18 protein-coding genes are annotated in these 23188 nt (G+C 64.2%); 7 read left to right on the plus strand and 11 right to left on the minus strand.

Annotated features, from left to right (window positions below; genetic code table 11):
• Positions 1 to 16: 16 nt before the first annotated feature.
• The 11 genes from V1261_RS02290 to V1261_RS02340 form a co-directional block, all read right to left on the minus strand.
• Positions 17 to 1248 (minus strand): IS3 family transposase gene (locus V1261_RS02290; RefSeq protein WP_405197982.1). Its coding sequence is split into 2 segments (ribosomal slippage): positions 17 to 981 and positions 981 to 1248, totalling 1233 coding nucleotides; the frame shifts between segments, so codons are not numbered across the junction.
• Between the two features lie 297 nt (positions 1249 to 1545).
• Complete coding sequence (gene ntrC, locus V1261_RS02295; protein ID WP_329769827.1) at positions 1546 to 2991, minus strand: nitrogen regulation protein NR(I); 1446 nt, start codon at positions 2989 to 2991, stop codon at positions 1546 to 1548.
• 114 nt (positions 2992 to 3105) lie between these two features.
• On the minus strand, positions 3106 to 4221 hold the full coding sequence (glnL, locus tag V1261_RS02300) for a nitrogen regulation protein NR(II) (protein WP_329769828.1): 1116 nt from the start codon (positions 4219 to 4221) through the stop codon (positions 3106 to 3108).
• Positions 4222 to 4264: 43 nt separating this feature from the next.
• Complete coding sequence (locus V1261_RS02305) at positions 4265 to 4771, minus strand: hypothetical protein (protein ID WP_329769829.1); 507 nt, start codon at positions 4769 to 4771, stop codon at positions 4265 to 4267.
• A gap of 180 nt (positions 4772 to 4951) precedes the next feature.
• Positions 4952 to 6367 carry a type I glutamate--ammonia ligase gene (glnA, locus tag V1261_RS02310; protein WP_329769830.1) on the minus strand — a complete coding sequence of 472 codons (1416 nt, stop codon included), beginning with the start codon at positions 6365 to 6367 and terminating at the stop codon, positions 4952 to 4954.
• Positions 6368 to 6646: 279 nt separating this feature from the next.
• Complete coding sequence (locus V1261_RS02315; RefSeq protein ID WP_329769831.1) at positions 6647 to 7507, minus strand: competence/damage-inducible protein A; 861 nt, start codon at positions 7505 to 7507, stop codon at positions 6647 to 6649.
• Positions 7504 to 8430 carry an EI24 domain-containing protein gene (locus V1261_RS02320; protein ID WP_329769832.1) on the minus strand — a complete coding sequence of 309 codons (927 nt, stop codon included), beginning with the start codon at positions 8428 to 8430 and terminating at the stop codon, positions 7504 to 7506. Before V1261_RS02320 ends, V1261_RS02315 begins: the two co-directional genes overlap by 4 nt.
• A 27-nt stretch (positions 8431 to 8457) precedes the next feature.
• A complete protein-coding gene (locus V1261_RS02325; protein ID WP_329770113.1) occupies positions 8458 to 9186 on the minus strand; it encodes a pseudouridine synthase in 729 nt (242 codons plus the stop codon).
• A 30-nt stretch (positions 9187 to 9216) separates the two neighbouring features.
• Entirely contained in the window at positions 9217 to 11574 is a 2358-nt protein-coding gene (parC, locus tag V1261_RS02330) for a DNA topoisomerase IV subunit A (RefSeq protein WP_436231781.1), read from the minus strand.
• A 96-nt stretch (positions 11575 to 11670) separates the two neighbouring features.
• Positions 11671 to 12705, minus strand: coding sequence for a lytic transglycosylase domain-containing protein (locus tag V1261_RS02335; RefSeq protein ID WP_329769833.1), 1035 nt, complete (start codon positions 12703 to 12705; stop codon positions 11671 to 11673).
• A 1-nt stretch (position 12706) separates the two neighbouring features.
• The gene (locus V1261_RS02340; protein ID WP_329769834.1) at positions 12707 to 14692 is read right to left on the minus strand and encodes a DNA topoisomerase IV subunit B; all 1986 of its coding nucleotides are present in this window, start codon (positions 14690 to 14692) and stop codon (positions 12707 to 12709) included.
• Between the two features lie 147 nt (positions 14693 to 14839).
• On the opposite strand from V1261_RS02340, the gene V1261_RS02345 reads away from it, so the two are divergent.
• From V1261_RS02345 to V1261_RS02375, 7 genes are all read left to right on the plus strand, one after another.
• Positions 14840 to 16078 (plus strand): MFS transporter, encoded by a 1239-nt coding sequence (locus V1261_RS02345; RefSeq protein ID WP_329769835.1) that lies wholly within the window; start codon positions 14840 to 14842, stop codon positions 16076 to 16078.
• Positions 16079 to 16083: 5 nt separating this feature from the next.
• On the plus strand, positions 16084 to 16233 hold the full coding sequence (locus V1261_RS02350) for a hypothetical protein (RefSeq protein WP_329769836.1): 150 nt from the start codon (positions 16084 to 16086) through the stop codon (positions 16231 to 16233).
• A 157-nt stretch (positions 16234 to 16390) separates the two neighbouring features.
• Positions 16391 to 17275, plus strand: a complete 885-nt coding sequence (dapA, locus tag V1261_RS02355) for a 4-hydroxy-tetrahydrodipicolinate synthase (protein ID WP_329769837.1) — start codon at positions 16391 to 16393, stop codon at positions 17273 to 17275.
• Between the two features lie 34 nt (positions 17276 to 17309).
• Positions 17310 to 18446, plus strand: coding sequence for an outer membrane protein assembly factor BamC (gene bamC / locus V1261_RS02360; RefSeq protein ID WP_329769838.1), 1137 nt, complete (start codon positions 17310 to 17312; stop codon positions 18444 to 18446).
• A 78-nt stretch (positions 18447 to 18524) separates the two neighbouring features.
• Positions 18525 to 19307 (plus strand): MBL fold metallo-hydrolase, encoded by a 783-nt coding sequence (locus tag V1261_RS02365; RefSeq protein ID WP_329769839.1) that lies wholly within the window; start codon positions 18525 to 18527, stop codon positions 19305 to 19307.
• Entirely contained in the window at positions 19307 to 20719 is a 1413-nt protein-coding gene (locus V1261_RS02370; RefSeq protein WP_329769840.1) for a coniferyl aldehyde dehydrogenase, read from the plus strand. The genes V1261_RS02365 and V1261_RS02370 overlap by 1 nt, the downstream gene beginning before the upstream one ends.
• 193 nt (positions 20720 to 20912) lie before the next feature.
• Complete coding sequence (locus tag V1261_RS02375) at positions 20913 to 23177, plus strand: TonB-dependent receptor (RefSeq protein ID WP_436231780.1); 2265 nt, start codon at positions 20913 to 20915, stop codon at positions 23175 to 23177.
• The last annotated feature ends 11 nt before the right edge of the window (positions 23178 to 23188 follow it).

The following is a 23188-nucleotide window of genomic DNA, read 5'->3' on the forward strand; positions in this document are numbered from 1 at the left end:
TGGAGTTCCCCCTATCTCACGGACGGTTGAGCGCTGAAGAATTCAGCGCGGTAACGGTGGTATTTTCTACCGGGGACTGCCCGGATTGTGCATTGATTTGCTCGAATTCGTTGGGAGCAAGGTAGCCCAGTGCGCTGTGCAACCGATGTGGGTTGTACCAGCCCTCTATCCAGGTAAACACGGCATGCCTGGCCTCGGTCTGGCTTTTCCAGCTTCTTCGGTTGACCAGTTCGCATTCCAGGCTGGCAAAGAAACTCTCGGCCATGGCGTTGTCGTAAGCATCCCCCACCGATCCCATGCTTGGGCGCACGCCCATTTCCTCGCAACGCTTGCCAAACACCGTGCTGGTGTATTGGCTGCCCTGATCGGAGTGGTGGATGACGCCCTGGGGCTTGCGCGTGAAGGCGGCCATCTCCAACGCCTGCACCACCAGATCGGCCGTCATGCGCGTGCCAAAGGCCCAACCCACTACTTTGCGGCTGTATACGTCGATGACTACCGCCAGATAGGCAAACCCGCTCCAGGTAGGCAGGTAGGTCATGTCTGCCACCCAAAGTTGGTTAGGAGCATCCGCCGCAAAGCGGCGATTGACCAGATCGCTGGCCAGCCCAGCCTCTCGATCACGGCGCGTTGTCACGCACCAGCCGCGCCGGCGGCTGACACCCTTCAGACTCGCCTGACGCATCAGGCGTTCGACGCGCTTCTTGTTGACGATCACCCCATCGCGCGCCAGTTGCGCGACCATGCGCGGCACGCCGTAGGTGGTATCGCTCATCTGATGGATGGCTTTGATGCGCAGCAGCAGCTCGGCATTGGCCTGATCGCGTGCACTGGGTCGGCGATTTAGCCAGTCGTGGTAACCACTGCTGGACACACCCAACACCCGGGCCATGGTGCGTATTGGGAGATCGGCCTGGTTCGCCTGCATCAGCGCGTAGACGGCGTGGACGTCTTCTCGCTTTGTCCGGCAAACCAGGCCGTAGCCTTTGCCAGGATGTCGCGCTCCGTTTGAAGACGCTTGACCTCCCGGCGCAAGCGGACGAGTTCCTCGCGCTCGGACGTTGTCAACACATCCTTGCCGGATAACGGCTTGCCAGCATCGGCTGCAGCGCGTGCAACCCAGTTGGCAATGCTCACCGCTGACACATCGAACTCACGTGCCAGCTCGGATTGGCTGCGACCGGAATGAAACAGCTCGACGATCTGCTGTTTGAATGCCTCGGGGTACGGGGGCTTGGTTTTTCCCATGGGGGCTCCTTTCTTCTCAGTGAAAGTGTCCGTCAAATGGGGGGAACTCCAACCAGCCTCGTTGCGCAGGGTTTGCGCTGCCAGCGCATGGGCTGACAAGGGGCTGCCCTGCAGCCGGGTCAGCAGCGACAGTTTGTCCAGCAGATTGGACGGTGCGGACTGGGTCATGACAATTGGAAACAGAAAATGCAAAGACTGCCAAAGTGTACGCCGTGACGGGGTCATAACCGTGTCGAAAGCCTGCTTTTTCCCCGAACACGGGTATTAATTGCCGCAATATCACAGCAATAATGGCAATTAGCCCATATCCAGCTCCTGCATCTTGCGCGAAATCGTGTTGCGGCCGATGCCGAGCCGCTGGGCGGCCTCGACACGGCGCTGCTGCGTGGCCGCCAGCGCCGCCCGGATCAGGGCGCGCTCACACTCCGCGATGAGCCCGGGCCAGATATCGGACTCGCCGGCCTGCAGCAGCGCCGTGGCCTGCTGCTCCAGCCCCTGTTGCCAGGAGACGATCGCGTCCTGTGGCACGACAAGCTCCCTGGCCGTTGCTGCCGGCAAGACGCTGCCCTGACTTTGCCCCAGCACCTCCGGCGGCAAGTCCTTGCTGTCGATCAGCGATGCGGGCGCCATCACCGTCAGCCAGTGGCAGATGTTTTCCAGCTGGCGCACATTGCCCGGAAAGGCAAACTGCTGCAGCTCGCGCAAGGCGGCCTCACCGAGGCGCTTGGGTTCGACCGCCAGTTGCTGCGCGCTACGCTGCAGGAAGTGGCGCGCCAGCATACCGATATCCTGCTGACGCTCGCGCAACGGCGGCAGACGCAGGCGGATCACGTTGAGCCGGTGGTACAGGTCTTCGCGGAACACGCCCTGCTGCACCTGTTGTTCCAGTTGCTGGTGCGTAGCCGCGATGATGCGCACATTCGCCTTGATCGCCTGCTGGCCGCCGACGCGATAGAAATGGCCATCACTGAGCACGCGCAGCAGCCGGGTCTGCAGCTCCAGCGGCATGTCGCCAATCTCGTCCAGAAACAGCGTGCCTCCTTCGGCCTGCTCGAAGCGGCCGCGGCGCAATTGCTGCGCACCGGTGAAGGCGCCACGCTCGTGGCCAAACAGCTCGCTTTCCAGCAGATCACGCGGAATCGCCGCGGTGTTGATCGCCACGAACGGCCCGCTGGCGCGCGAGGAATGGCGATGCAGCGCGCGTGCCACCAGCTCCTTACCGGAGCCGCTTTCGCCGGTCACCAGCACCGTGGCCTGGCTGTGCGCCAGTCGGCCAATGGCACGAAACACCTCCTGCATGGCCGGTGCCTGGCCCAGCATTTCCTGATGTTCGAGCGGGCTGTCATCGGCCGTGGCGGCCTGGCTTTCGCTGCTTTCGATGGCACGGCGCACCAGCTCGACTGCCCTGGGCAAGTCGAACGGTTTCGGCAGATAGTCGAAGGCACCGCCCTGGAACGCCGCCACGGCGCTGTCCAGATCGGAAAACGCCGTCATGATGATTACCGGCAACGCAGGCCATTGCTGCTGCACCCGCTGCAGCAGATCCAGGCCGGACAGACCTTGCGCATCGGGCATGCGGATATCGCTGATCAGTACCGCGGGCTGCCCGCTGGCCTCTTCCAGCGCTTGCAACACCTGCGACGGCTGTTCGAAACAGCGTACCGGCAGCGACTCGCGCTGTAGCGCGCGCTCCAGCACAAAACGGATGGACGCGTCATCGTCCACGATCCAGACTGCATTCATGGCTTTCCTTATCGCATCAGGCATGCACCATATTAGTGCATTACCCTGTCAATTGACTGGCAGCTGCTACCTGTCAACAGGTTCGCCTGCCCGTACACAGCAACCAGAGCCGCTTCACGCCAGCGGAATCAGCACCCGGAATACCGTATGGCCGGGAACGCTGTCGCATTCGATCAGGCCCTGATGCTGTTGCACATAGGTCTGCGCCAGCGTCAGGCCCAAGCCCGTGCCACCGGCCTTGCCCGTGACCAGGGGATAGAACACCTGGTCCTGCATGGCCGGCGGCACGCCCGGTCCGTTGTCGATGACAAGCAATTCCAGTGCCAACTTGTAGCGCTGCTTGCCCAGCGTGACCTGGCGCAGCACGCGGGTACGCAGCACGATCTGCGCATCGCCGGCCTGGCGCCGCGCTTCCAGCGCATGCGCGGCGTTCTGCACCAGGTTCAGCACCGACTGGATCAGGCGCTCACGGTCGCCGGTGAATTCGGGAATCGAGGTATCGTAATCGCGCACCACGCTCAGGCCCTGCGGGTACTCGGCGAGTACCAGGCTGCGCACGCGCTCGCAAACTTCATGGATATTGACCTGGCCCAGCTCGGGGGCACTGCGGTGCGGCTTCAGCAGACGATCCACCAGGGCCTGCAGGCGATCGGCCTCGCGGATGATGACCTGGGTGTATTCGCGCAGTGCCGGCTGTTCCAGCTCCATGTCGAGCAGCTGGGCGGCACCGCGCAGGCCGCCAAGCGGGTTCCTGATTTCGTGCGCCAGATTGCGCACCAGTTCCTTGTTCGCCAGGCCCTGGCTGAGCAGGCGGCCTTCACGATCATGGCGGTTTTGCGTGTCCAGCTGTACCAGTTCAATGACCACCTGCTCCGGATTGTCGGTCTGCGCGATCACCACATGTACCGGCAGCGCATCGGCGCCCTGTCGTAGCAACTGGGCGTCGTAGCGCTGGGTGGCAAACTGTGCGGTGCAGGCCTGGTGGATGCCCTGCAGCAAGGCCTCCGGTTCGGCAAAGCAGGGAGCGAGTGACTGGCCGCACAAGGTCAGGCGGGAATGGCCGAGTACATCTTCCAGCGCGGCATTGACGAACAGCAGCGTGGCATCCTGGCGCACCACGGCGACCAGCGTGGCGAGTGCATCAAACGCCGCCCAAGAGCCAGCCTCTTGCAGCGAGCGAGCATCAGTCTGCCTGCGGCGGCTTGACGGGTGCGACAGGGAATCGGACATGGGCGGTAGTGGCGGAAAAACTCCAGTCTAACGCCTGCCGGGATCAGCCGCCGGCGCGACCCAGTTCACGGCGCAGGCCGGCCAGATCGCTTTCCACGCGCTGGATGTCATTGCGCAGGCCGGCCACGCGATTCAGGTATTTCTGGTGGTTATTCAGCTCGGAACCGAGTCGTTCGGGCTGGCCATGGTTGTATTCCAGCTGCAGTTCGCGCAGGCGGGCGCTGGCCTTGTTCAGTTCGGCCTGCAGGATGGCGCGGGCATCGCGATCACGTGCCCGCTGCTGCTGTGCCGGCACATGGTTGGTACGCTGTACGCGCGGCGGCGTCGTGCTGCGCTTGCTGTTGCTGGCCGGCTTGGCCCAGTTGACATCCGGGCGCGCCACGCGCGTGACCTGGCCGGCGACCGGCACGCAACCGCCCTGCTTGATGCGGCTGGCCTGGTTGGTGTATTCGTTGCCGCAACGGTAGATCGGGCTGGCTGCCGCGCCCTGGCTCATGAGCGACAGCAGCACCAGCAGGCCGACCGGCAGACGGGAATCGATGCGAAACATGTGAATTATTAAGTATTAATTTCTGCAGCTATTCTAGCCGCAGAAACGCATCGATTGTCGGCAAGGCATTTGACATGCCGATGACATGTGCATGACATGCCACAAACAAGACAGCCTCGCCACCGGAGTGACGAGGCTGGTGTACCGGCAAGAGCGACGACTGCCGCCCTGCTGCTACGCTTACAGCGAGTAGTACATCTCGAACTCGAGCGGGTGCGGTGCCATGCGCATGCGCGTGACTTCACCCATCTTGAGTTCGATGTAGGCATCCAGCATGGAGTCGCTGAACACGCCGCCCTTGGTCAGGAAGGCGCGGTCGGCATCCAGTGCGTCCAGCGCCTGGTCCAGGCTGTGGCAGACGGTCGGGATCAGCTTGTCCTCTTCCGGCGGCAGGTGGTACAGGTCCTTGGTGGCGGCTTCGCCCGGGTGGATCTTGTTCTCGACACCGTCCAGGCCGGCCATCAGCAGCGCGGCAAAGCCCAGGTAGGGGTTCATCATCGGATCCGGGAAACGGGCCTCGACACGACGCGCCTTGTCGCTGGCCACGTGCGGGATGCGGATGGAGGCAGAGCGGTTGCGGCTGGAGTAAGCCAGCTTGACCGGCGCCTCGAAGTGCGGCACCAGACGCTTGTAGCTGTTGGTGGACGGGTTGGTGATGGCGTTCAAGGCACGGGCGTGCTTGATGATGCCGCCGATGTAGTACAGGGCGAAATCGCTCAGGCCAGCGTAGCCGTTGCCGGCAAACAGGTTCTTGCCGTCCTTCCAGATGGACTGGTGCACGTGCATGCCGGAACCGTTGTCACCGGCGTAAGGCTTGGGCATGAAGGTAGCCGTCTTGCCGTAGGCATTGGCCACGTTCCAGATGATGTACTTCTGCAGCTGGGTCCAGTCGGCACGCTCGACCAAGGTGCTGAAACGGGTACCGATCTCGCACTGGCCGGCACCGGCCACTTCGTGGTGGAACACCTCGACCGGGATGCCCATGGCTTCCATGATCAGCACCATTTCGGCGCGCAGGTCTTGCGTGCTGTCGATCGGGGGCACCGGGAAGTAGCCGCCCTTGACGGTGGGACGGTGACCCTTGTTGCCGCCTTCGAACTGGCGGCCGGAGTTCCAGGGTGCCTCGTACTCGTCGATCTCGACGAAGCAGCCGGACATTTCCGTCTTCCAGCGGATGTTGTCGAAGATGAAGAACTCGGGCTCCGGACCGAAGTAAGCCGTGTCGCCCAGGCCGGAAGCCTTCAGGTAGGCTTCGGCGCGCTTGGCGATGGAGCGCGGGTCGCGCTCGTAGGCCTTGCCATCTCCCGGCTCCAGCACGTCGCAGGTCAGCACCAGGGTGGTTTCCTCGAAGAAGGGATCGATGTTGGCCGTGTTCGGATCAGGCATCAGCAGCATGTCGGATGCCTCAATACCCTTCCAGCCGGCTACCGAGGAGCCGTCAAAGGCCTGACCGTCGGTGAAGCGGTCTTCATCGAAGTGGGAGACCGGCACGGTGACGTGCTGTTCCTTGCCACGGGTATCGGTGAAACGGAAGTCAACGAACTTGACTTCATTCTCGCTCACCATGTTCATCACGTCCTGGACGCTTTTGGCCATCGTACTTTCTCCTAACAAAGTGACTGTTCAGATCCGCCGCTCCGCCGGGACATTCCGGAGGTCTTCTGGATATCCGGAATTGCATGCAACAAGCGTGCCAACTTTCAGATCAGGGTGTTTTTCACGCCAGAAAGGGCGAAACCCACGGCTGCAGACGGAACTATCCCGGTATTGTGCCTGTTGCCGGCCAACGCGTATCTGTCCGCTCATGAAAAAATTGCATGACGCACCAAAATGAGGACAATGACGCACTTTTTTGGTGCATTGGTCGTTGCCGAATCAGGCCGGATCCGCAGCCTGCGGATACACCAGCTGAATGCCCAGTTCACGCAGGCCCTGCTCCATCTCGGCAAAAGCGGCTGGCACCTGGTCTGGCGCGCCCTTGACGCCCAGGTCGATGTGCGGGCCATGCACCGGATGCTGCAGTGTCGGCAGGCTGAACACCTTGACCAGCGGGTAGCGCGCCTCGATGGCTTCCAGCAGCGGCGTGATCCTGGCCTCGGAGGCCTTGCAGGCCAGTAGCGAACGCTCGGCCCACTCACGCTGGTCAAACCAGCGTGCGTAGTACTGGTCCAGCGTCCAGGCCATCATGGGCCAGGCCATGGCCGGGAAGCCGGGATAGAAATGCACGTGACCGATCGAGAAGCCGGCGATCTGGTTGTAGGGGTTGGGCACGATCTGGCAGCCGATCGGGAACATCGCCATCTGCAGGCGCTGCTGGTGTTCGGCATCGGTCGGGTTGTACGGCACGCCACGCTGCTCGGCCAGTTGCCGGAAGCGCTGCTCGATCAGCACCGCACCCTCGGGGTGCAGCGCCAGCTCCACGCCGAGGGCTTCGGCAGCCGCCTGGCGTGTCTGGTCATCCGGCGTGGCACCGATGCCGCCGCAGGAAAACACCACATCGCCGCAGGCCAGGACATCGCGCAGGGCCGCAACGATATCGGCGCGACCGTCCCCGACGATGCGCACCGAGCTCAGCGTCAGGCCACGCTCGGCCAGGGTCTGGATGGTGTGCGGCACATGCTTGTCCTGGCGGCGGCCGGACAGCAGCTCGTCACCGATCAGCAGCAGGTGAAAGCGCGGCATGCTGGCATGTGCCGGCGGCGCCTGGATGCCATGGGGCAGAACGGGAGCAGTCATGCGGAATCCTTGTTGGAGGCGCGGCTGGCCGCAGCGGGAAGAGTCAGGGTCTCGGCAACCGGCACGACGGGACGGCTCCCGACATCAAAGCCGGGCTGGCTGGCGACAAAGGCGGCGCGTTCACGCTCTTCCTGCTGGCGCTGCTGCTGCAGCACGGCCAGGCAGAAGTGCACGAACCAGAGCGAGGAAAACGCAAATACCAGCATGTAGATCCAGATCGCCGCCGGAATCAGTACGGCAAAAGCGACCAGGAACACCGTGGCCGAGGCCCAGACAATGCTGGGCGCGGTACCGAGCAGACCGGTGATGATGCCGATGATGAGCAGTTCGGTGCGATGGCGTTGCATCAGCTGGCGGCGCTCCGGCTTGCTGGCGTGCTCGGACCAGGCATCGAAACTCATCACGCGGTAGCTGAGCCAGCCCCAGATCAGCGGCGGCACGATTAGCACCAGCGGCGGAATGAACCAGAGCGGGATGCTGAACAACAGCAGCAACAGCGCCAGCACAGTGTGGCCAAGCGACCAGCCGATGCTGGCCAGCAGCGAGGCACCGTGCTTGCGCTCGAGTTGCGGGAAGCGGCGCTCGGCTACCAGCTTGACCAGTGCCGGCGTCATGAAGCCGGCCACCAGCAGCAACGAGGCCAGCACGATCAGCGGCGTGATGGAAAACACCACCACCAGCGGCGCGATCACGTTCTTGAAATGTGGCAGATTCAGCCAGTCCAGCGCCTGGTGCAGGGTGGCGAGCAGCGTCGTGCCTTCCAGCCACTCCAGCACGGTATCGACCGCCGGCCACCAGCCCCACTGGGCAAAGGCGAGCCCGGCCAGCAGCATCACGACAAAAGGCAGCAGCGACAGCAGGATCACGCGCGGCCGCAGGCAGTAGGCGACGGCGCGCCAGAAGGCATCAAGCAGGATTTTCATGATAGACAGCAGTGTAGCGAAGCCGGCCTATTTCTGTTGCAGCGCCTGCAGATCGTCCGGCGTCAGCCAGCGCCACTGACCCGGCGCCAGATCGGCTGGCAGCTGCAGCGCACCGATGCTGTGCCGATGCAGGCCTTCGACCCGGTTGCCGACGGCGGCCAGCATGCGCTTGACCTGGTGGTACTTGCCCTGGGTCAGCGTCAGGTCCAGCGTGGTCTCGCTGGTGATGACACAGGCAGCCGCCTGCACCGGTTTCGGATCGTCATCAAGCACCACACCGGCCAGCAGGCGTTCGACCTGGCGCTCCTCGATCGGGTGCTTGCACTGTACCTGGTAAAGCTTGGGCACCTGATGCCGTGGCGAGGCCATACGGTGGATCAGCTGGCCGTCATCGGTCAGGATCAGCAGACCGGTGGTGTCCTGGTCCAGCCGGCCGATGGCCTGTACGCCTTGCACACTGCTTTTCTGCGGGCGCTGGCGCAGCGGTGCCGGCAGCAACGTATAGATGCTCGGCCAGGCCGAGGGCTTTTGCGAGCATTCGGTGCCGGCCGGCTTGTGCAGCATCAGGTAGGCCTTGGCATGGTATTCCCAGTCCTGCCCCTGCACGCTGAAGCGCAGGCCTTCGCGCGGCTCCACCGGGTGCAGTGCATCCCGCACGATCTCGCCTTCGACCTGCACCAGGCCTTGCTGCACCAGCCCGGCACAGACACGGCGCGTGCCAAAGCCCTGCTGGAACAGCATGTCATCGAGCGCCATCGGACGCAGTTTCTCTGTCTTGGCCATGGCTTACTGTACCTTCTCGATGCGTTGCAGCTTGAAGGTCCAGCCAGCGTCCTTGCCCTTGCGGCCCCTCACGCCGGCGGCGTTGTTGAGGCTGCGGATTTCCAGCGTCTCCTCGCGCGGCTTGCTGCCACGACCGATGCCGCTGACCCGGATGCTGCGGGCATACGCTGCAGCACCAACCAGGCTGGCCTTGTCCTCCAGGCTCATCAGCATCAGGCCGCGACCGCCGTTGGGCATGGTGCGCAAGTCGGTGATGGCAAAAGTCAGCAGGCGACCATCGGTGCTGGCGCAGGCTACATGGGTGGCTTCGGCCAGCTGCTGGCCGGGTGTATCGGCAGCGCTGACGCGGGACGGTGCGCAAATCGTCTCACCCGCGTTGCAGGTCATGAAGGCCTTGCCGGCACGCTGGCGCGAGCTCATGTGCTCGATGCTGGCGAGGAAACCGTAGCCCCCGCTGCCGGACAGCAGCCAGGTACTCTGTGGCGCACCGGCGATAAAGTGCAGCAGATGGGTGCCGGCCTCGAGCTCGATCATGGCCGAGATCGGCTGGCCATCGCCGCGCGCACCCGGCAGGCCGGAGACCGCGACCGTGTAGATGCGACCATTGTTGCCAAAGGCGAGCAGTGTATCCACCGTGCGGCATTCGAAAGTGCCGTAGAGCGCATCGCCGGACTTGAAGCTGAAACTGTCCGGCGCATGGCCGTGGCCGGTGCGCGCACGCACCCAGCCTTTTTCGCTGATCACCACGGTGACCGGCTCGTCCACCACCTTGACCTCGACCACGGCGCGGCGCTCCTGCTGGATCAGCGTGCGGCGCGCATCGGCAAACTGCTTGGCGTCGGCCTCGATCTCCTTGATCATCAGGCGGCGCAGGCTGGCCTCGCTGCCGAGGATATCTTCCAGCCGCTGCTGTTCGGCGCGTAGCTCGGACAGTTCCTGCTCGATCTTGATCGCTTCCAGCCTGGCCAGCTGGCGCAGGCGGATTTCCAGGATGTCCTCGGCCTGGCGCTCGGTCAGACGGAAACGCTCGATCAGCGCCGCCTTGGGATCATCACTGGCACGGATGATGGCGATCACCTCATCGATATTCAGCAGGATCAGCTGGCGCCCTTCCAGGATATGGATGCGGTCCAGCACCTTGTCCAGCCGGTGGCGGCTGCGGCGCTGGATCGTGGTCTGGCGAAAGCTGATCCACTCCTGCAGCATCTGGCGCAGCGATTTCTGCGTCGGCTTGCCGTCGATGCCGATCTGCGTCAGGTTAATCGAGGCCGAGGTTTCCAGGCTGGTGTGCGCCAGCAGCGCGCCAATCAGGTCCTGCTGGCTGACGGTTCGCGTGCGCGGCTCGAACACGATACGCACAGGCGCCGTCTTGCTCGATTCGTCACGCACGCCATCGAGTACCGCCAGCAGGCTGGCCTTGAGCTGCAGCTGCTCCTGGCTGAGCGCCTTCTTGCCGCTCTTGATCTTGGGGTTGGTCAGGTCCTCGATTTCCTCGAGCACCTTTTGCGCGCTGACGTTGGGCGGCAGCTCGGTCACCACCAGCTGCCACTGGCCGCGCGCCAGGTCCTCGATCACCCAGCGCGCGCGTGTCTTGAGCGAGCCACGGCCGCTGCGATAGGCGTCGGCGATGTCTTCGGCGCTGCTGATGATCTGGCCGCCACCGGGAAAGTCCGGTCCGGGCAACAGCTGGAGCAGCTCCTCATCGGGCAGGTTGGGCTGCTTGATCAGCGCAATGCAGGCATCGGCCACTTCACGCAGGTTGTGGCTCGGGATTTCGGTCGCCATGCCGACGGCAATGCCGCTGGCCCCGTTGAGCAGCACGAACGGCAGGCGCGCCGGCAGCTGCGCCGGCTCCTCGGTGCTGCCGTCGTAGTTGGGAATGAAATCGACCGTGCCCTGGTCGATTTCGTCGAGCAGCAGCGTGGCGATTTTCGACAGGCGCGCCTCGGTATAGCGCATGGCGGCGGCACCGTCGCCATCGCGGCTGCCAAAGTTGCCCTGACCATCGATCAGCGGGTAGCGCTGCGAAAAATCCTGCGCCATGCGCACCAGTGCGTCATACGCCGCCTGGTCGCCATGCGGGTGGTAACGGCCGAGCACGTCACCGACGACGCGGGCGCACTTGACCGGCTTGGCACCATTGGCACCGTTGCTGCCGCCAAAGGACAGGCCCATACGGTCCATGGCGTAGAGAATGCGGCGCTGTACCGGCTTCTGGCCGTCGCAGACATCGGGCAGCGCACGACCCTTGACCACGCTCAGGGCGTATTCCAGATAGGCACGCTGCGCGTACATGGCCAGGTTGGGCTGGTCGTCCTGCCCGTCGGGCATCAGTTCGGGGAAAGTGGTATCGGTACTCATGGTGAATCGGTTCAGGCTGCCGGGCGGCAGACAGCCTGCGGCAACCGGCCTGCCCGCTCAGGGGGAGGCCACAGCGCGCAGGCTGCAGGAATCAGGTCAGGGGTGGGCCAGCGATGCCGGTTGCACTACCACATCTGCCCCCAGGCGGGTGGCATCGAGGTCGGCTTCGGCGATCTTGGTCGAGACGGTATCGAGCGCTGACGGCGTGTTACCCACTGGCGCTGGCGGCAGCTCTGCCAACCGGTTCTCGGAGCGCAGGCGCTGGACCACGATCGGATCCGCAGGAGGTGGCGGAGCGACCCTGGCCGTGGCCGGAATGCTCATGCTGACGCGGTTCTTGCCGACCTGCGCCTTGCCCAGTGGCATGGCACGCGCGACGGCCAGCGGGCTGGCACTGGCCGGGTTGAGCGTGTTGTAGAGCGCCATCACGGTGCGCACGTAGTTCTGCGTTTCGCGGTAGCGCGGAATCTGGTTGCCGGCACGCGCCACGGCACCATGGCCGGCGTTGTAGGCCGCCACCGCCAGATCCAGACGACCCGGATACTTGTTGACCAGGAACTTGAGGTAACGCGTACCCAGGCGGATGTTGAGCGCCGGATCGGTCAGCTTGTCCTCGACCGAGTACTGGGCATCGGAGCGCAGGCCGAGATCCATGGCGGTGGTCGGCATGATCTGCATCAGGCCAACGGCACCGACTGGCGATACGGCACCGGCATTGAAGCCGGATTCGGCCGCGATTACCGCCTTGACCAGGTTGTAATCCAGGCCATTGCGCTTCGCTTCGCGCCTGATATGGCTGCTGACCTGGCTGTAGGAACGCGAGCGGTTGATCTGCGATGCCAGCCGGACCGCCTTGCTGCCGGCGGCGGCGTCAGCCGACGCGTTGAAGACCAGGCCGCTGGCCGCCGGGCCAGGCTTGCGTTGCTGCTTCTGCGCCAGCGCCGACTTGCGCGGATCAAAGTCGAAGTTCTCGTTCTTGAAGTAGAGCTTGTAGCGGCTGTCCAGCTGGGATTCGGCGAAATGGGTCATGCCCTGATCGTCCACATAGCCCCAGACATCGGCTTGCGCCGCCAGCGGCAGACCGCCCCCGATCAGGGTGGCCAGCAGCCAGGTACGAAAAACAGGTTTCATGTCAGATATCCAGTTCCAGTTCGAGGGCCGAGCCATGCAACTCCATCAGCTCGCGGCGCGCAGCAGCCTCGCCCTTGCCCATCAGCTTGCCCATCAGTTCCTGAGTCTGTTCCAGCCCCCAGGTTCCCAGATGCACCTGTAACAGTCGGCGCGTATCAGGATTGAGTGTGGTTTCCCACAGTTGTTCGGCCGACATCTCGCCCAGGCCCTTGAAGCGGCTGATGCTGATCTTGCTGTCGGCCACACCATCCTTGCGCAGTTTTTCCAGGATCGATTGCATCTCGGCTTCATCCAGCGCGTAGTGCTTGGAGGCCGGCTTCTTGCCGCGCGCGGGCGCATCGACTCGGAACAGCGGCGGCTGCGCGATGTAGACATGGCCGGCATCGATCAGCGCCGGGAAATGGCGGAAAAACAGCGTCAGCAGCAGTACCTGGATGTGCGAACCGTCCACATCGGCATCGCTCAGGATGCAGATCTTGCCGTAGCGCAGGTTGGACAAGTCGGGGCGGTCGCCCGGGCCATGCGGATCAACGCCGATGGCCACCGAGATATCGTGGATCTCGGTGTTGGCGAACAGGCGGTCACGATCGACTTCCCAGGTGTTCAGCACCTTGCCACGCAGCGGCAGCACGGCCTGGGTTTCCTTGTCGCGACCCATCTTGGCACTGCCACCGGCGCTGTCGCCCTCGACCAGGAAGACCTCGTTCAGGCCAAGGTCACGGCTTTCGCAATCGGTCAGCTTGCCGGGCAGCACGGCAACGCCGCTGCCCTTGCGCTTCTCGACCTTCTGGCCGGCGCGCTGGCGGCTTTGCGCCGCACGGATCACCAGTTCGGCCAGCTTCTTGCCGTCTTCCAGGTGCTCGTGCAGCCACAGCTCAAACGCCGGACGGACAAAGCCGGACACCAGCTTGAGCGCATCGCGCGAGTTGAGCTTTTCCTTGATCTGGCCCTGGAACTGCGGATCCAGCACCTTGGCGCTGAGCACATAGCTGGCGCGCGCGAACACGTCTTCGGGCATCAGCTTGACGCCCTTGGGCAGCAGCGCGTGCAGCTCGACAAAACTCTTGATCGCCTGGAACAGGCCATCGCGCAGGCCGCTGTCATGGGTGCCGCCGGAATGGGTGGGAATCAGGTTGACATAGCTTTCGCGTACCGGGCCGCCTTCTTCGGTGAAGGCGACACACCAGGACACGCCCTCGCCTTCGGCAAACTGCTCGGAACCGTCTTCGGCAAACTGCTCGCCATGGAACAGCGGGATCAGCGGATCGGCGGTGAGCGTCTGCGACAGGTAGTCGGCCAGTCCACCCTTGAACTGCCAGGAAAGCGTCTCGCGCGTTTTTTCGTTATGCAGGCTGACCGAGACACCGGCCATCAGCACTGCCTTGCTGCGCAGCAGGTGCACCAGGTCAGATTGCGGCAGCTGGGCACTTTCAAAATAGCGTGGCTCGGGCCAGACGCGCACTGTGCTGCCCTGGCGACGATCACCGCTGGCGCTGGGGCGCAGCTGCAGCGGCTCGATCACGTCACCGTGCGAGAACACCATGCGCGCCACCTGGCCGTCACGGTAGCTGCTGACCTCGAGCCGGCTGGACAGCGCATTGGTGACGCTGACGCCAACGCCGTGCAGGCCACCGGAGAAACTGTAGGCACCGCCCTGCCCCTTGTCGAACTTGCCGCCGGCGTGCAGGCGGCTGAACACCAGTTCCATGACCGGCGCGTTTTCCTCGGGGTGCATGCCGAACGGGATGCCGCGACCATCGTCCTCGACCGAGATCGAGCCGTCTTCGTGCTGGATCACCTTGATCTTCTTGCCGAAACCGGCCAGCGCCTCGTCTGCCGCGTTGTCGATCACCTCCTGCACGATATGCAAGGGGTTGTCGGTACGGGTGTACATGCCCGGACGCTGCTTGACCGGCTCCAGCCCCTTGAGGACACGGATGGAGCCTTCGGAATAGGAAGGAAGATGGGATGCGGTACTGACCATCATTTCATTTTAGTAGGATTCCTCCGACAATACCTGTGAATTTTTACAGGTATGCGACGGCCAGCAGGCGCAGGTCAAAACTGCTACCATCAGCCTTCTGTTGCGCACGCGCGTGTGCGATCTCTATATTCCAGCCCTCCTGACAGCCCCATGTCCAGCACCCCCACGCCCAGCCCGGCCCATCCCCCGCTCCCCCTGTGGCAAATCCTGCTGTGCGGCGCCATGATCGTGACCCTGTCGATGGGCGTGCGCCACGGTTTCGGCCTGTGGCTGCAACCCATGACCCAGGCCAATGACTGGACGCGCGAGCACTTCTCCTTTGCCATGGCGGTGCAAAACCTGGCCTGGGGCTTCTGCGGCATTTTTGCCGGCATGCTGGCGGACCGCTACGGCGCCTTCAAGGTGCTGGTCGGCTGCGCGCTGCTGTACGCGCTGGGCCTGCTGGGCATGGCGTATTCGACCACGCCGATGATGCTGGCGCTGACCTGCGGCGTGCTGATCGGCATGGCACAGGCCGGCACCACCTATGCCGTGATCTACGGCGTGATTGGCCGCAACGCGCCGGTAGAGCGCCGCTCCTGGGCAATGGGCGTGGCCGCCGCCGCCGGCTCCTTCGGCCAGTTCCTGATGGTGCCAGTGGAAGGCTGGCTGATTGCCACCTCCGGCTGGCAGCTGTCGCTGGTCTGGCTCAGCATGGCGGCGCTGCTGATCATTCCGCTGGCCTGGGGCCTGCGTGAGCCCGGCTTTCACGGCAGCGCGCCGCGCCAGCGCGAACAGAGCGTGGCCGATGCCCTGCGCGAAGCTACCAGCCATCCGAGCTTTCTGATGCTGATTGCCGGCTACTTTGTCTGCGGCTTCCAGGTCGTGTTCATCGGCGTACACATGCCGAGCTATTTGCGCGACTACGGCTTCTCGCCGCAGGTGGCGAGCTATTCGCTGGCACTGATCGGCCTGTTCAACGTGTTCGGCAGCTACCTGACCGGCAGCCTGGGCCAGCGCATGAGCAAGAAAGTGATCCTGGCCAGCATCTACATCCTGCGCTCGCTGGCCATCATCATCTTCCTGCTGGTACCGCTGAGCCCGACCAGCGTCTATATCTTCTCGGCCGTGATGGGTTTCCTCTGGCTGTCCACGGTGCCGCCGACCAACGCGCTGGTGGCGCAGATCTTCGGCGTGGCGCACCTGTCCATGCTCGGCGGCCTGGCCTTCTTCAGCCACCAGATTGGCTCCTTCCTGGGCGTCTGGCTGGGCGGTCTGCTGTATGACCAGACCGGCAGCTACGACATCGTCTGGTATCTGGCGATTGCGCTGGGCATCATGGCAGCGGCGCTGAACCTGCCGATCCGGGAATCCGCCATTGCGCGACCGACCCGGGTCGTGGCATCCTGATGGCCATGACACATCGATCCCCCCTGCTCCGCATCGGTGCCTGGCTGCTGGCCGGCCTGGCGCTGCTGTTCGTGTTCCTGCTCTACACCCAGCCCGACTTCATGCTCAACGTGGACGCGCTGATGTGGAGCTGCTTCGGGCTGGCGCCGCGCTGACGTGTACGTTAACCTGCCGTAACCTTTGCCGGCCGGCAAGTCCTGCACGAAGTCGGCAAAATGTGGCAACATCCCGGGATTACAATCCGAGGCAGAGGCAGCCGCTGCATGGCGTGCTGCGTGCACCGTTTCGCACCGTACCTGAAAAGAGTCCTGCATGACCACCCTCACCGGAAGCATTGTCGCCCTCGTCACTCCGTTCCAGCCTGATGGACAAGTCGATTACGCCTCGCTGCGCAAGCTGATCGACTGGCACATCGCCGAAGGCACCGACTGCATCGGCGTGGTGGGCACCACGGGCGAGTCCCCTACCGTCAATGTCGAAGAGCATTGCGAAATCATCCGCGTCGCTGTCGAGCAAGCCGCTGGCCGCGTGCCGGTAATGGCCGGCTGCGGTGCCAACTCCACCGCCGAAGCGATCGAGCTGGCGCGCTACGCCAAGGGCGTGGGTGCCAGCAGCCAGCTGCAGGTGGTGCCCTACTACAACAAGCCGACCCAGGAAGGCCAGTACCTGCACTTCAAGGCGATTGCCGAAGCCGTGGGCGACCTGCCGATGGTGCTGTACAACGTGCCGGGCCGTTCCGTGGCCAACATGGACAACGCCACCGTGCTGCGCCTGGCGCAGATCCCGGGCATCATCGGCATCAAGGAAGCAACTGGCGACATCGCCAAGGCACAGTGGCTGATCCGTGACGTGCCCGAGGGCTTTGCCATCTATTCCGGCGACGACCCGACCGCCGTGGCGCTGATGCTGTGCGGCGGCCAGGGCAATATCAGCGTGACCGCCAACGTGGCACCGCGCCTGATGCACGAGCTGTGCGTGGCCGCGATTGCCGGCGACCGCAACACCGCCATGCAGATCCAGAACCGCCTGCTGCCGCTGCACCGCGATCTGTTCGTGGAAGCCAACCCGATTCCGGTCAAGTGGGCGATGGAACGCATGGGCCTGTGCGGTGGCACCATGCGCCTGCCGATGACCCCGCTGAGCAGCGCCAACCACGCCGTGGTGGAAGCTGCACTGAAGGCCTCCGGCCTGATCTGACGACCGACTCCCGATGTACCAAGGACATTCCCCCGTGAAGAATCTGCACAAACTGACGCTGACCGCCCTGGCCGCCAGCCTGCTGGCTGCCTGTTCCCCGTTTGCCGGCGGCACCAGCGGCATCGATTACAAGTCTGCCGAACGCGGCAACGCGCTGGAAATCCCGCCGGACCTGACGCGCCTGGACACCAGTACCCGCTACAACGTACCGGGTGACGCCAGTGCCGCCACCTTCGAGGCGCAGCGCGCCGTGACGGACAAGCAGGTCGGCACCGTGCAGAACGTCGCCACCGACCAGATCGGTGACGTGCAGATCAAGCGTGAAGGCAACCAGCGCTGGCTGGTGGTGCCGCGCAAGCCGGCACAGCTGTGGAATCCGCTCAAGGCCTTCTGGGAAAACAACGGCTTCGTGCTGACCACCGATGACCCGCGCCTGGGCGTGATGGAAACCGACTGGGCCGAGAACCGCGCCAACATCCCGATGGATCCGGTGCGCCGCCTGCTGGGCAAGGCGATCGATTCGCTCTACTCCACCGGCGAGCTGGACCGCTACCGTACGCGCGTCGAAAGCAATGCCGCTGGCGGCACCAACATCTTCATCACGCACCGTGGCATGGAAGAAGTGCTGACCGGTCGCGAGAAGGAAACCTCGACCTGGCGCTCGCGCCCGAACAGCCCCGAGCTGGAAAACGAAATGCTGCGCCGCCTGATGGTGTCGCTGGGCGTGCCGCAGGCGCAGGCCGATGCCGTGGTACGCCAGCAAGGCGCTGCTGCCAAGACCGCCAGCCAGCAGGCCCGCGCCACCGTGCAACACGATACGGCTGCCGGTACGCTGCTGCTGCAGGACGGTACCGAACAGGCCTGGCGCCGCCTGGGCCTGGCCCTGGACCGCACCGGCTACACGGTGGAAAGCAGCAACCCGCAATCGGGCAGCTATCTGGTGCGCTATGTGCAGCCCAGCGCCGAACGCGAAAGCAATCCTGGCATCCTGACGCGCCTCTTCGGCAAGAGCAAGAAGGACACGCCCAAGCCGGTGCGCTACCAGGTACAGGTGCAGCCGCAAGCCCAGGGCAGCCTGGTGCGCGTGCTGAACGAAGGCGGCCAGCCGGTGAGCCAGGCCGAAAGTGCCCCGATCCTGCGCGTGCTGGCCGAGGACCTGCGCCAGTTCTGAGCCTGATCCGCCAGCCCTCCTGCAACGCCCGCCTCCTGAGCGGGCGCTTGCTTTTGGAGGCTGGCTTGGCACGATTCCATGAGTATCCGATTCAAGAGCCTGGGCAGCGGCAGCGCTGGCAATGCCACCCTGATCGAAGCACGCGAAGGCATTTCCGTCAGCCGCCTGCTGGTCGATTGCGGCATGCCGCAGCGCCAGCTCACGGCGCGGCTGCAGCAGGCCGGCGTGGAGCCGGAGCAGCTCAGCGGCATCTTCATCACGCATGAGCACAGCGACCATATCGGCTGCGCGCCTGGCTTTGCCGCGCGGCATCGTATTCCGGTCTGGATGAGCCGCGGCACCCACGCCGCCGTCGGCCAGCCGGAATCGCTCTCGGAGCTGATCCGCTTTGCGCGCGACGGCGAACCGATCGATTTTGGCGCGATGGAGCTGCAGCCGTTCACCGTGCCACACGATGCGCGCGAGCCACTGCAACTGGTCTGCAGCGACGGCGACCGCCGCATGGGCCTGGTGACCGACCTCGGCCATGCCAGCATCCACGTGGTACAGATGCTGCAACAGTGTCACGCGCTGTTACTCGAAAGCAACCACGATCCGGCTATGCTCGAAGCATCCCGTTATCCCCGATTCCTGAAAGCGCGCGTGGCGGGAGCCTATGGCCATCTGAGCAATGCGGCTGCCGGTGAACTGGCACGCCTGCTCAAGCACGACCGGCTCGGCCATGTGCTAGCCGCTCACCTGAGCGAACGCAACAACCGCCCGGAACTGGCCGCTGCCGCGCTGGCGGCCGGGCTCGACCGTGCGCTCGACGAGATCATGCTGGCCACTGCCGAAAGCGGCAGTGTCTGGCTGGAGGTCTGATGTCCACCCCCCCACCTGATGCCGGACTGCAGCAGCTGCTGCAGTTGCAGCGCGATGCCGCGCTGGTCCAACCCTACCCCTCGCACGCACAGCGCCAGGATCGCCTGGCGCGGCTGCAGCGCCTGCTGGAACTGCAGGGCGAATCCCTGGCCGAAGCGATTTGTGCCGATTTTGGCCAGCGCAGCATGGTACAGACGCGCATGGCCGAGCTGCTGGTACTGCAGCAGGAGTTGCGCCATGCCCGCCAGCGACTGGGCCGCTGGATGCGCATGCGCCGCGTGCGCACCGGCTGGGCCTTCTGGCCGGCCGGCAACCGCCTGCTGCCGCAGCCGCTCGGCGTAGTCGGCATCGTCTCGCCCTGGAACTACCCGCTGCAGCTGGCGCTGTCGCCGGCGATAGGCGCGCTGGCCGCCGGCAACCGGGTGATGATCAAGCCCTCCGAATCGACGCCGCGCTTTGCCGAAGCACTGCAACAAGCGGTGGCACGCCTGTTTGACCCGGCCGAACTGGCCGTGGTGACAGGAGATGCCGATGTCGGCCGCGCCTTTGTCGCGCTGCCGTTTGACCACCTGATGTTTACCGGCTCCACCCAGGTGGGCCGCCAGGTGGCCGAAGCGGCGGCCAGCCAGCTGGTACCGGTGACGCTGGAACTGGGTGGCAAGTCGCCGGCGCTGATCGACCTGTCGGCCGACATGGCGGAGGCGGCACGCCGCATCGCGCACGGCAAGCTGCTGAATGCCGGCCAGACCTGCGTCGCACCGGACCATGTGCTGGTGCATCGTTCGCAGCTGGCATCGTTTGTATCGCACTACCGCGAAGCCGTGCAGGCGCTCTACCCCGGCCTGCCGGCCAATCCGGACTACTGCGCCATCATCAATGCGCGCCAGTTCCAGCGCCAGATCAGCCTGCTGCAAGAAGCGCACGACGCCGGCTGCCAGATCGAGGTACTGGCCGAGACCGACATGCAGCGCCGCCTGCTCGGACCGAGCCTGGTGCTGCAACCGGCACCCGACCTGCGCCTGATGCAGGAGGAGATCTTCGGCCCGATCCTGCCGGTGCTGGTGTACGACCAGCCGGAGCAGGTGCTGCAGCAGCTGCGCCAGCAGCCTCGCCCGCTGGCGCTGTACTGGTTTGGCCAGGACCGGCAGGCGCAACAGCAGCTGCTGCGCGAAACCCATGCCGGCAGCGTCGGCATCAACGACTGCATCTGGCAGGTGGCGCAGCTGCATCAGCCGTTTGGCGGCATTGGCCCGAGTGGCCAGGGCGCCTATCGCGGCGTCTGGAGCTTCCGCCGCTTCAGCCACGAGAAGCCAGTCTTCCTGCAATCGCGCTGGAGCGGCACGCGCCTGCTGTATCCGCCCTACGGCCCGCGCATCGAGAAACTGCTGGCCTTGCTGCAACGCTGGAGCTGATGTTGCAGCGCGTCAACAATCGCAAGAAAAGTAACGATAACAATTCTCATTTGTGTACAATGCGGGTTCGTCAGCATCTGGACTGACGTTCCTGCAAGCCACACTGCCATCTGTCCCGCCTCTGGCGCACCCTCTCCAGGACGGTTGATGCAGACATAGCCAGCATGTGTTTTTCACCTCTGTTTATCTGGCCATGACTCCATCTGCACGACCACTTTCTCCTGCCGACACCCCTGTTTCCTCTTCTACTTCCCGCATCCTGCCGCTGGGCGCTGCCCTGCTGATGGGATCGGTCAGCGCTTCGGCACTGGCCCAGCCCGTGATCGACGGTGGCGAGACCATCCTGGACACGGTGGAAGTGACCGACACCCTGGTCACGCCCGCCAGCAAGGTCGATCTGCGCGCCACGCGCACCCAGATCGGCAAGGGCGACCAGGCGCTGCGCGACATTCCGCAAAGCGTCACCGTGATGACGGAAAAGCTCATCAGCGACCGCAACCTGGATGATTTCCGCGAAGTGCTGCGCACCACTGCCGGCGTGACTTTCCTGGCTGGCGAGACCGGCGAGGAAGATGTGCGCCTGCGCGGCTTCTCGCTCGGCACCGCCGGTGACATCTACCGCGACGGCCTGCGTGATGGCAGCCTGTACGAACGCGACACCTTCAACGAGGACCGCGTGGAAGTGATCAAGGGATCGGCCTCGATGCTGTTCGGCAAGGGCTCGACCGGCGGCGTGATCAACCAGGTCAGCAAGCAGCCCTTCCTGATGACCCAGCACGAGGTCAGCGCCACCGTGGGCAGCGGCGATGAAAAGCGCATCCAGGGCGACTTCAACTGGCAGACTGGCGACGATGCCGCCTTCCGCCTGAACGTGATGAAGCAGGAAGCCGACAACTGGGGCGCCGAGCAGGACAAGTGGGGCGTGGCACCGACCTTCCGCTGGGGCATCGGCACCAGGAACGAGTTCTCCGTGGGCCTGTACCACCTGGATACCAAAGGCCGCTCCAGCTACAGCCATCCGTGGTACCTGAGCGACCCCGCCAATCGCTCCGGCACCATCATTCCGACGCTGGAAGCAAAAAGCTTTTACGGCCTGGACAGCGACAAGCTGAACACCCAGGCCACCTATGGCACGCTGCAGCACACGCATCGCTTTGACGATGGTGGCGAGCTGAAATCGCAGCTGCGTCATGGCCGCTATGAGCGCGACCTGTGGGCCAGCGTGATCCGCCTGGGCGAGACCAACGGCCAACCCACCACGATCGAGAATTTTGGCCCGGACACTACCATTACCCGCACACCCAAGGGCCGTGTCGGTCGCAGCGACGTGACGCAGTTCCAGAGCGATTACAGCAATACATTCCACTGGGGCGGCCGCGAGCACAAGCTGCTGGCCGGCATCGACCTGTACCACGAAGATGCCAAACGCAACAACAACTTTCCTGGTGCTGCGAGCGGTCTGACGACCACCGTCGGCCAGCCCAACAATGGCGACTGGCGCCCGGACCTGCGCGGCGAGCCAGTCTACAACACCTTCCAATCGAAGAATATCGGCGTCTACGTACAGGACACGGTGGCACTGAACGATCACTGGAAGGCCATTGCCGGCCTGCGCCTGGACCATTTCAAGGGCAGCTACAACACGGCGGCTACTGCCACTGCGGACGCCTACAGCTTCGACAAGAGCGAAACCCTGCTCAGTCCGCGCCTGGGCCTGCTGTACCAGCCGAATGACTTGTCGTCCTACTACCTGTCCTACGGCACCTCGTACAACACCTCGGGCGATGCCTACCAGTTTGCGCCCAACCCGACCTCAGATGCCAACCGCAAGCTGGCCAACACGCCAGCCGAGAAGTCGCGCAACTTCGAGATTGGCGGCAAGTGGGACGTGCTGGACCAGCGCCTGTCGCTGGGGGCAGCCGCCTTCTATTCCGAGAAGTACAACGAGCGCAACCAGGACCCGGATAGCGCCGCCGAACAGTACCTGCTGTCCGGCAAGCGCCACGCCATGGGCATGGAATTCAACGCTGCCGGCCGCCTGACGCCCAAGTGGGAAGTGTTCTGGAACCACACCTGGATTCCGACGGCGAAGATCGACAAGAGCAACCAGGTGCTGGCCGCCAACGGCGGTGGTGCCCAGGTCGAAGGCGATCGCCCGGGCCTGACGCCCAAACACAGTGGCAGCCTCTGGACCACCTACCGCGTGCTGCCCAAGCTGCGCCTGGGGGCCGGTGCCAACTACCGCAGCAGCCAGCATCCGGATGGCAGCCGCGCCGTCAAGGCCGACAGCTTCGTGACCTGGGATGCCATGGCCGAATACAGCTTTACCGATGCCACCGCACTCAAGCTCAACGTCAGCAACCTGACCGACGAGCTCTACGCCGACACCCTGTATCGCGGCTTCTACGGCCCGGGCCAGCCGCGTCGCGTTCAGCTGACGCTGAAACACCAGTTCTGATTTCCGCCACT

It is taken from the genome of Brachymonas sp. J145 (genome assembly GCF_036312245.1).
GTDB lineage: Bacteria > Pseudomonadota > Gammaproteobacteria > Burkholderiales > Burkholderiaceae_C > Brachymonas > Brachymonas wangyanguii.

Bases quoted from the DNA above. Each gene is read 5' to 3' on its own strand.
- ntrC (WP_329769827.1), bottom strand. From the start codon at position 2,991: ATGAATGCAGTCTGGATCGTGGACGATGACGCGTCCATCCGTTTTGTG.
- glnL (WP_329769828.1), bottom strand. From the start codon at position 4,221: ATGTCCGATTCCCTGTCGCACCCGTCAAGCCGCCGCAGGCAGACTGAT.
- V1261_RS02305 (WP_329769829.1), bottom strand. From the start codon at position 4,771: ATGTTTCGCATCGATTCCCGTCTGCCGGTCGGCCTGCTGGTGCTGCTG.
- glnA (WP_329769830.1), bottom strand. From the start codon at position 6,367: ATGGCCAAAAGCGTCCAGGACGTGATGAACATGGTGAGCGAGAATGAA.
- V1261_RS02315 (WP_329769831.1), bottom strand. From the start codon at position 7,507: ATGACTGCTCCCGTTCTGCCCCATGGCATCCAGGCGCCGCCGGCACAT.
- V1261_RS02320 (WP_329769832.1), bottom strand. From the start codon at position 8,430: ATGAAAATCCTGCTTGATGCCTTCTGGCGCGCCGTCGCCTACTGCCTG.
- V1261_RS02325 (WP_329770113.1), bottom strand. From the start codon at position 9,186: ATGGCGCTCGATGACATGCTGTTCCAGCAGGGCTTTGGCACGCGCCGT.
- parC (WP_436231781.1), bottom strand. From the start codon at position 11,574: ATGAGTACCGATACCACTTTCCCCGAACTGATGCCCGACGGGCAGGAC.
- V1261_RS02335 (WP_329769833.1), bottom strand. From the start codon at position 12,705: ATGAAACCTGTTTTTCGTACCTGGCTGCTGGCCACCCTGATCGGGGGC.
- V1261_RS02340 (WP_329769834.1), bottom strand. From the start codon at position 14,692: ATGATGGTCAGTACCGCATCCCATCTTCCTTCCTATTCCGAAGGCTCC.
- V1261_RS02345 (WP_329769835.1), top strand. From the start codon at position 14,840: ATGTCCAGCACCCCCACGCCCAGCCCGGCCCATCCCCCGCTCCCCCTG.
- V1261_RS02350 (WP_329769836.1), top strand. From the start codon at position 16,084: ATGACACATCGATCCCCCCTGCTCCGCATCGGTGCCTGGCTGCTGGCC.
- dapA (WP_329769837.1), top strand. From the start codon at position 16,391: ATGACCACCCTCACCGGAAGCATTGTCGCCCTCGTCACTCCGTTCCAG.
- V1261_RS02365 (WP_329769839.1), top strand. From the start codon at position 18,525: ATGAGTATCCGATTCAAGAGCCTGGGCAGCGGCAGCGCTGGCAATGCC.
- V1261_RS02370 (WP_329769840.1), top strand. From the start codon at position 19,307: ATGTCCACCCCCCCACCTGATGCCGGACTGCAGCAGCTGCTGCAGTTG.
- V1261_RS02375 (WP_436231780.1), top strand. From the start codon at position 20,913: ATGACTCCATCTGCACGACCACTTTCTCCTGCCGACACCCCTGTTTCC.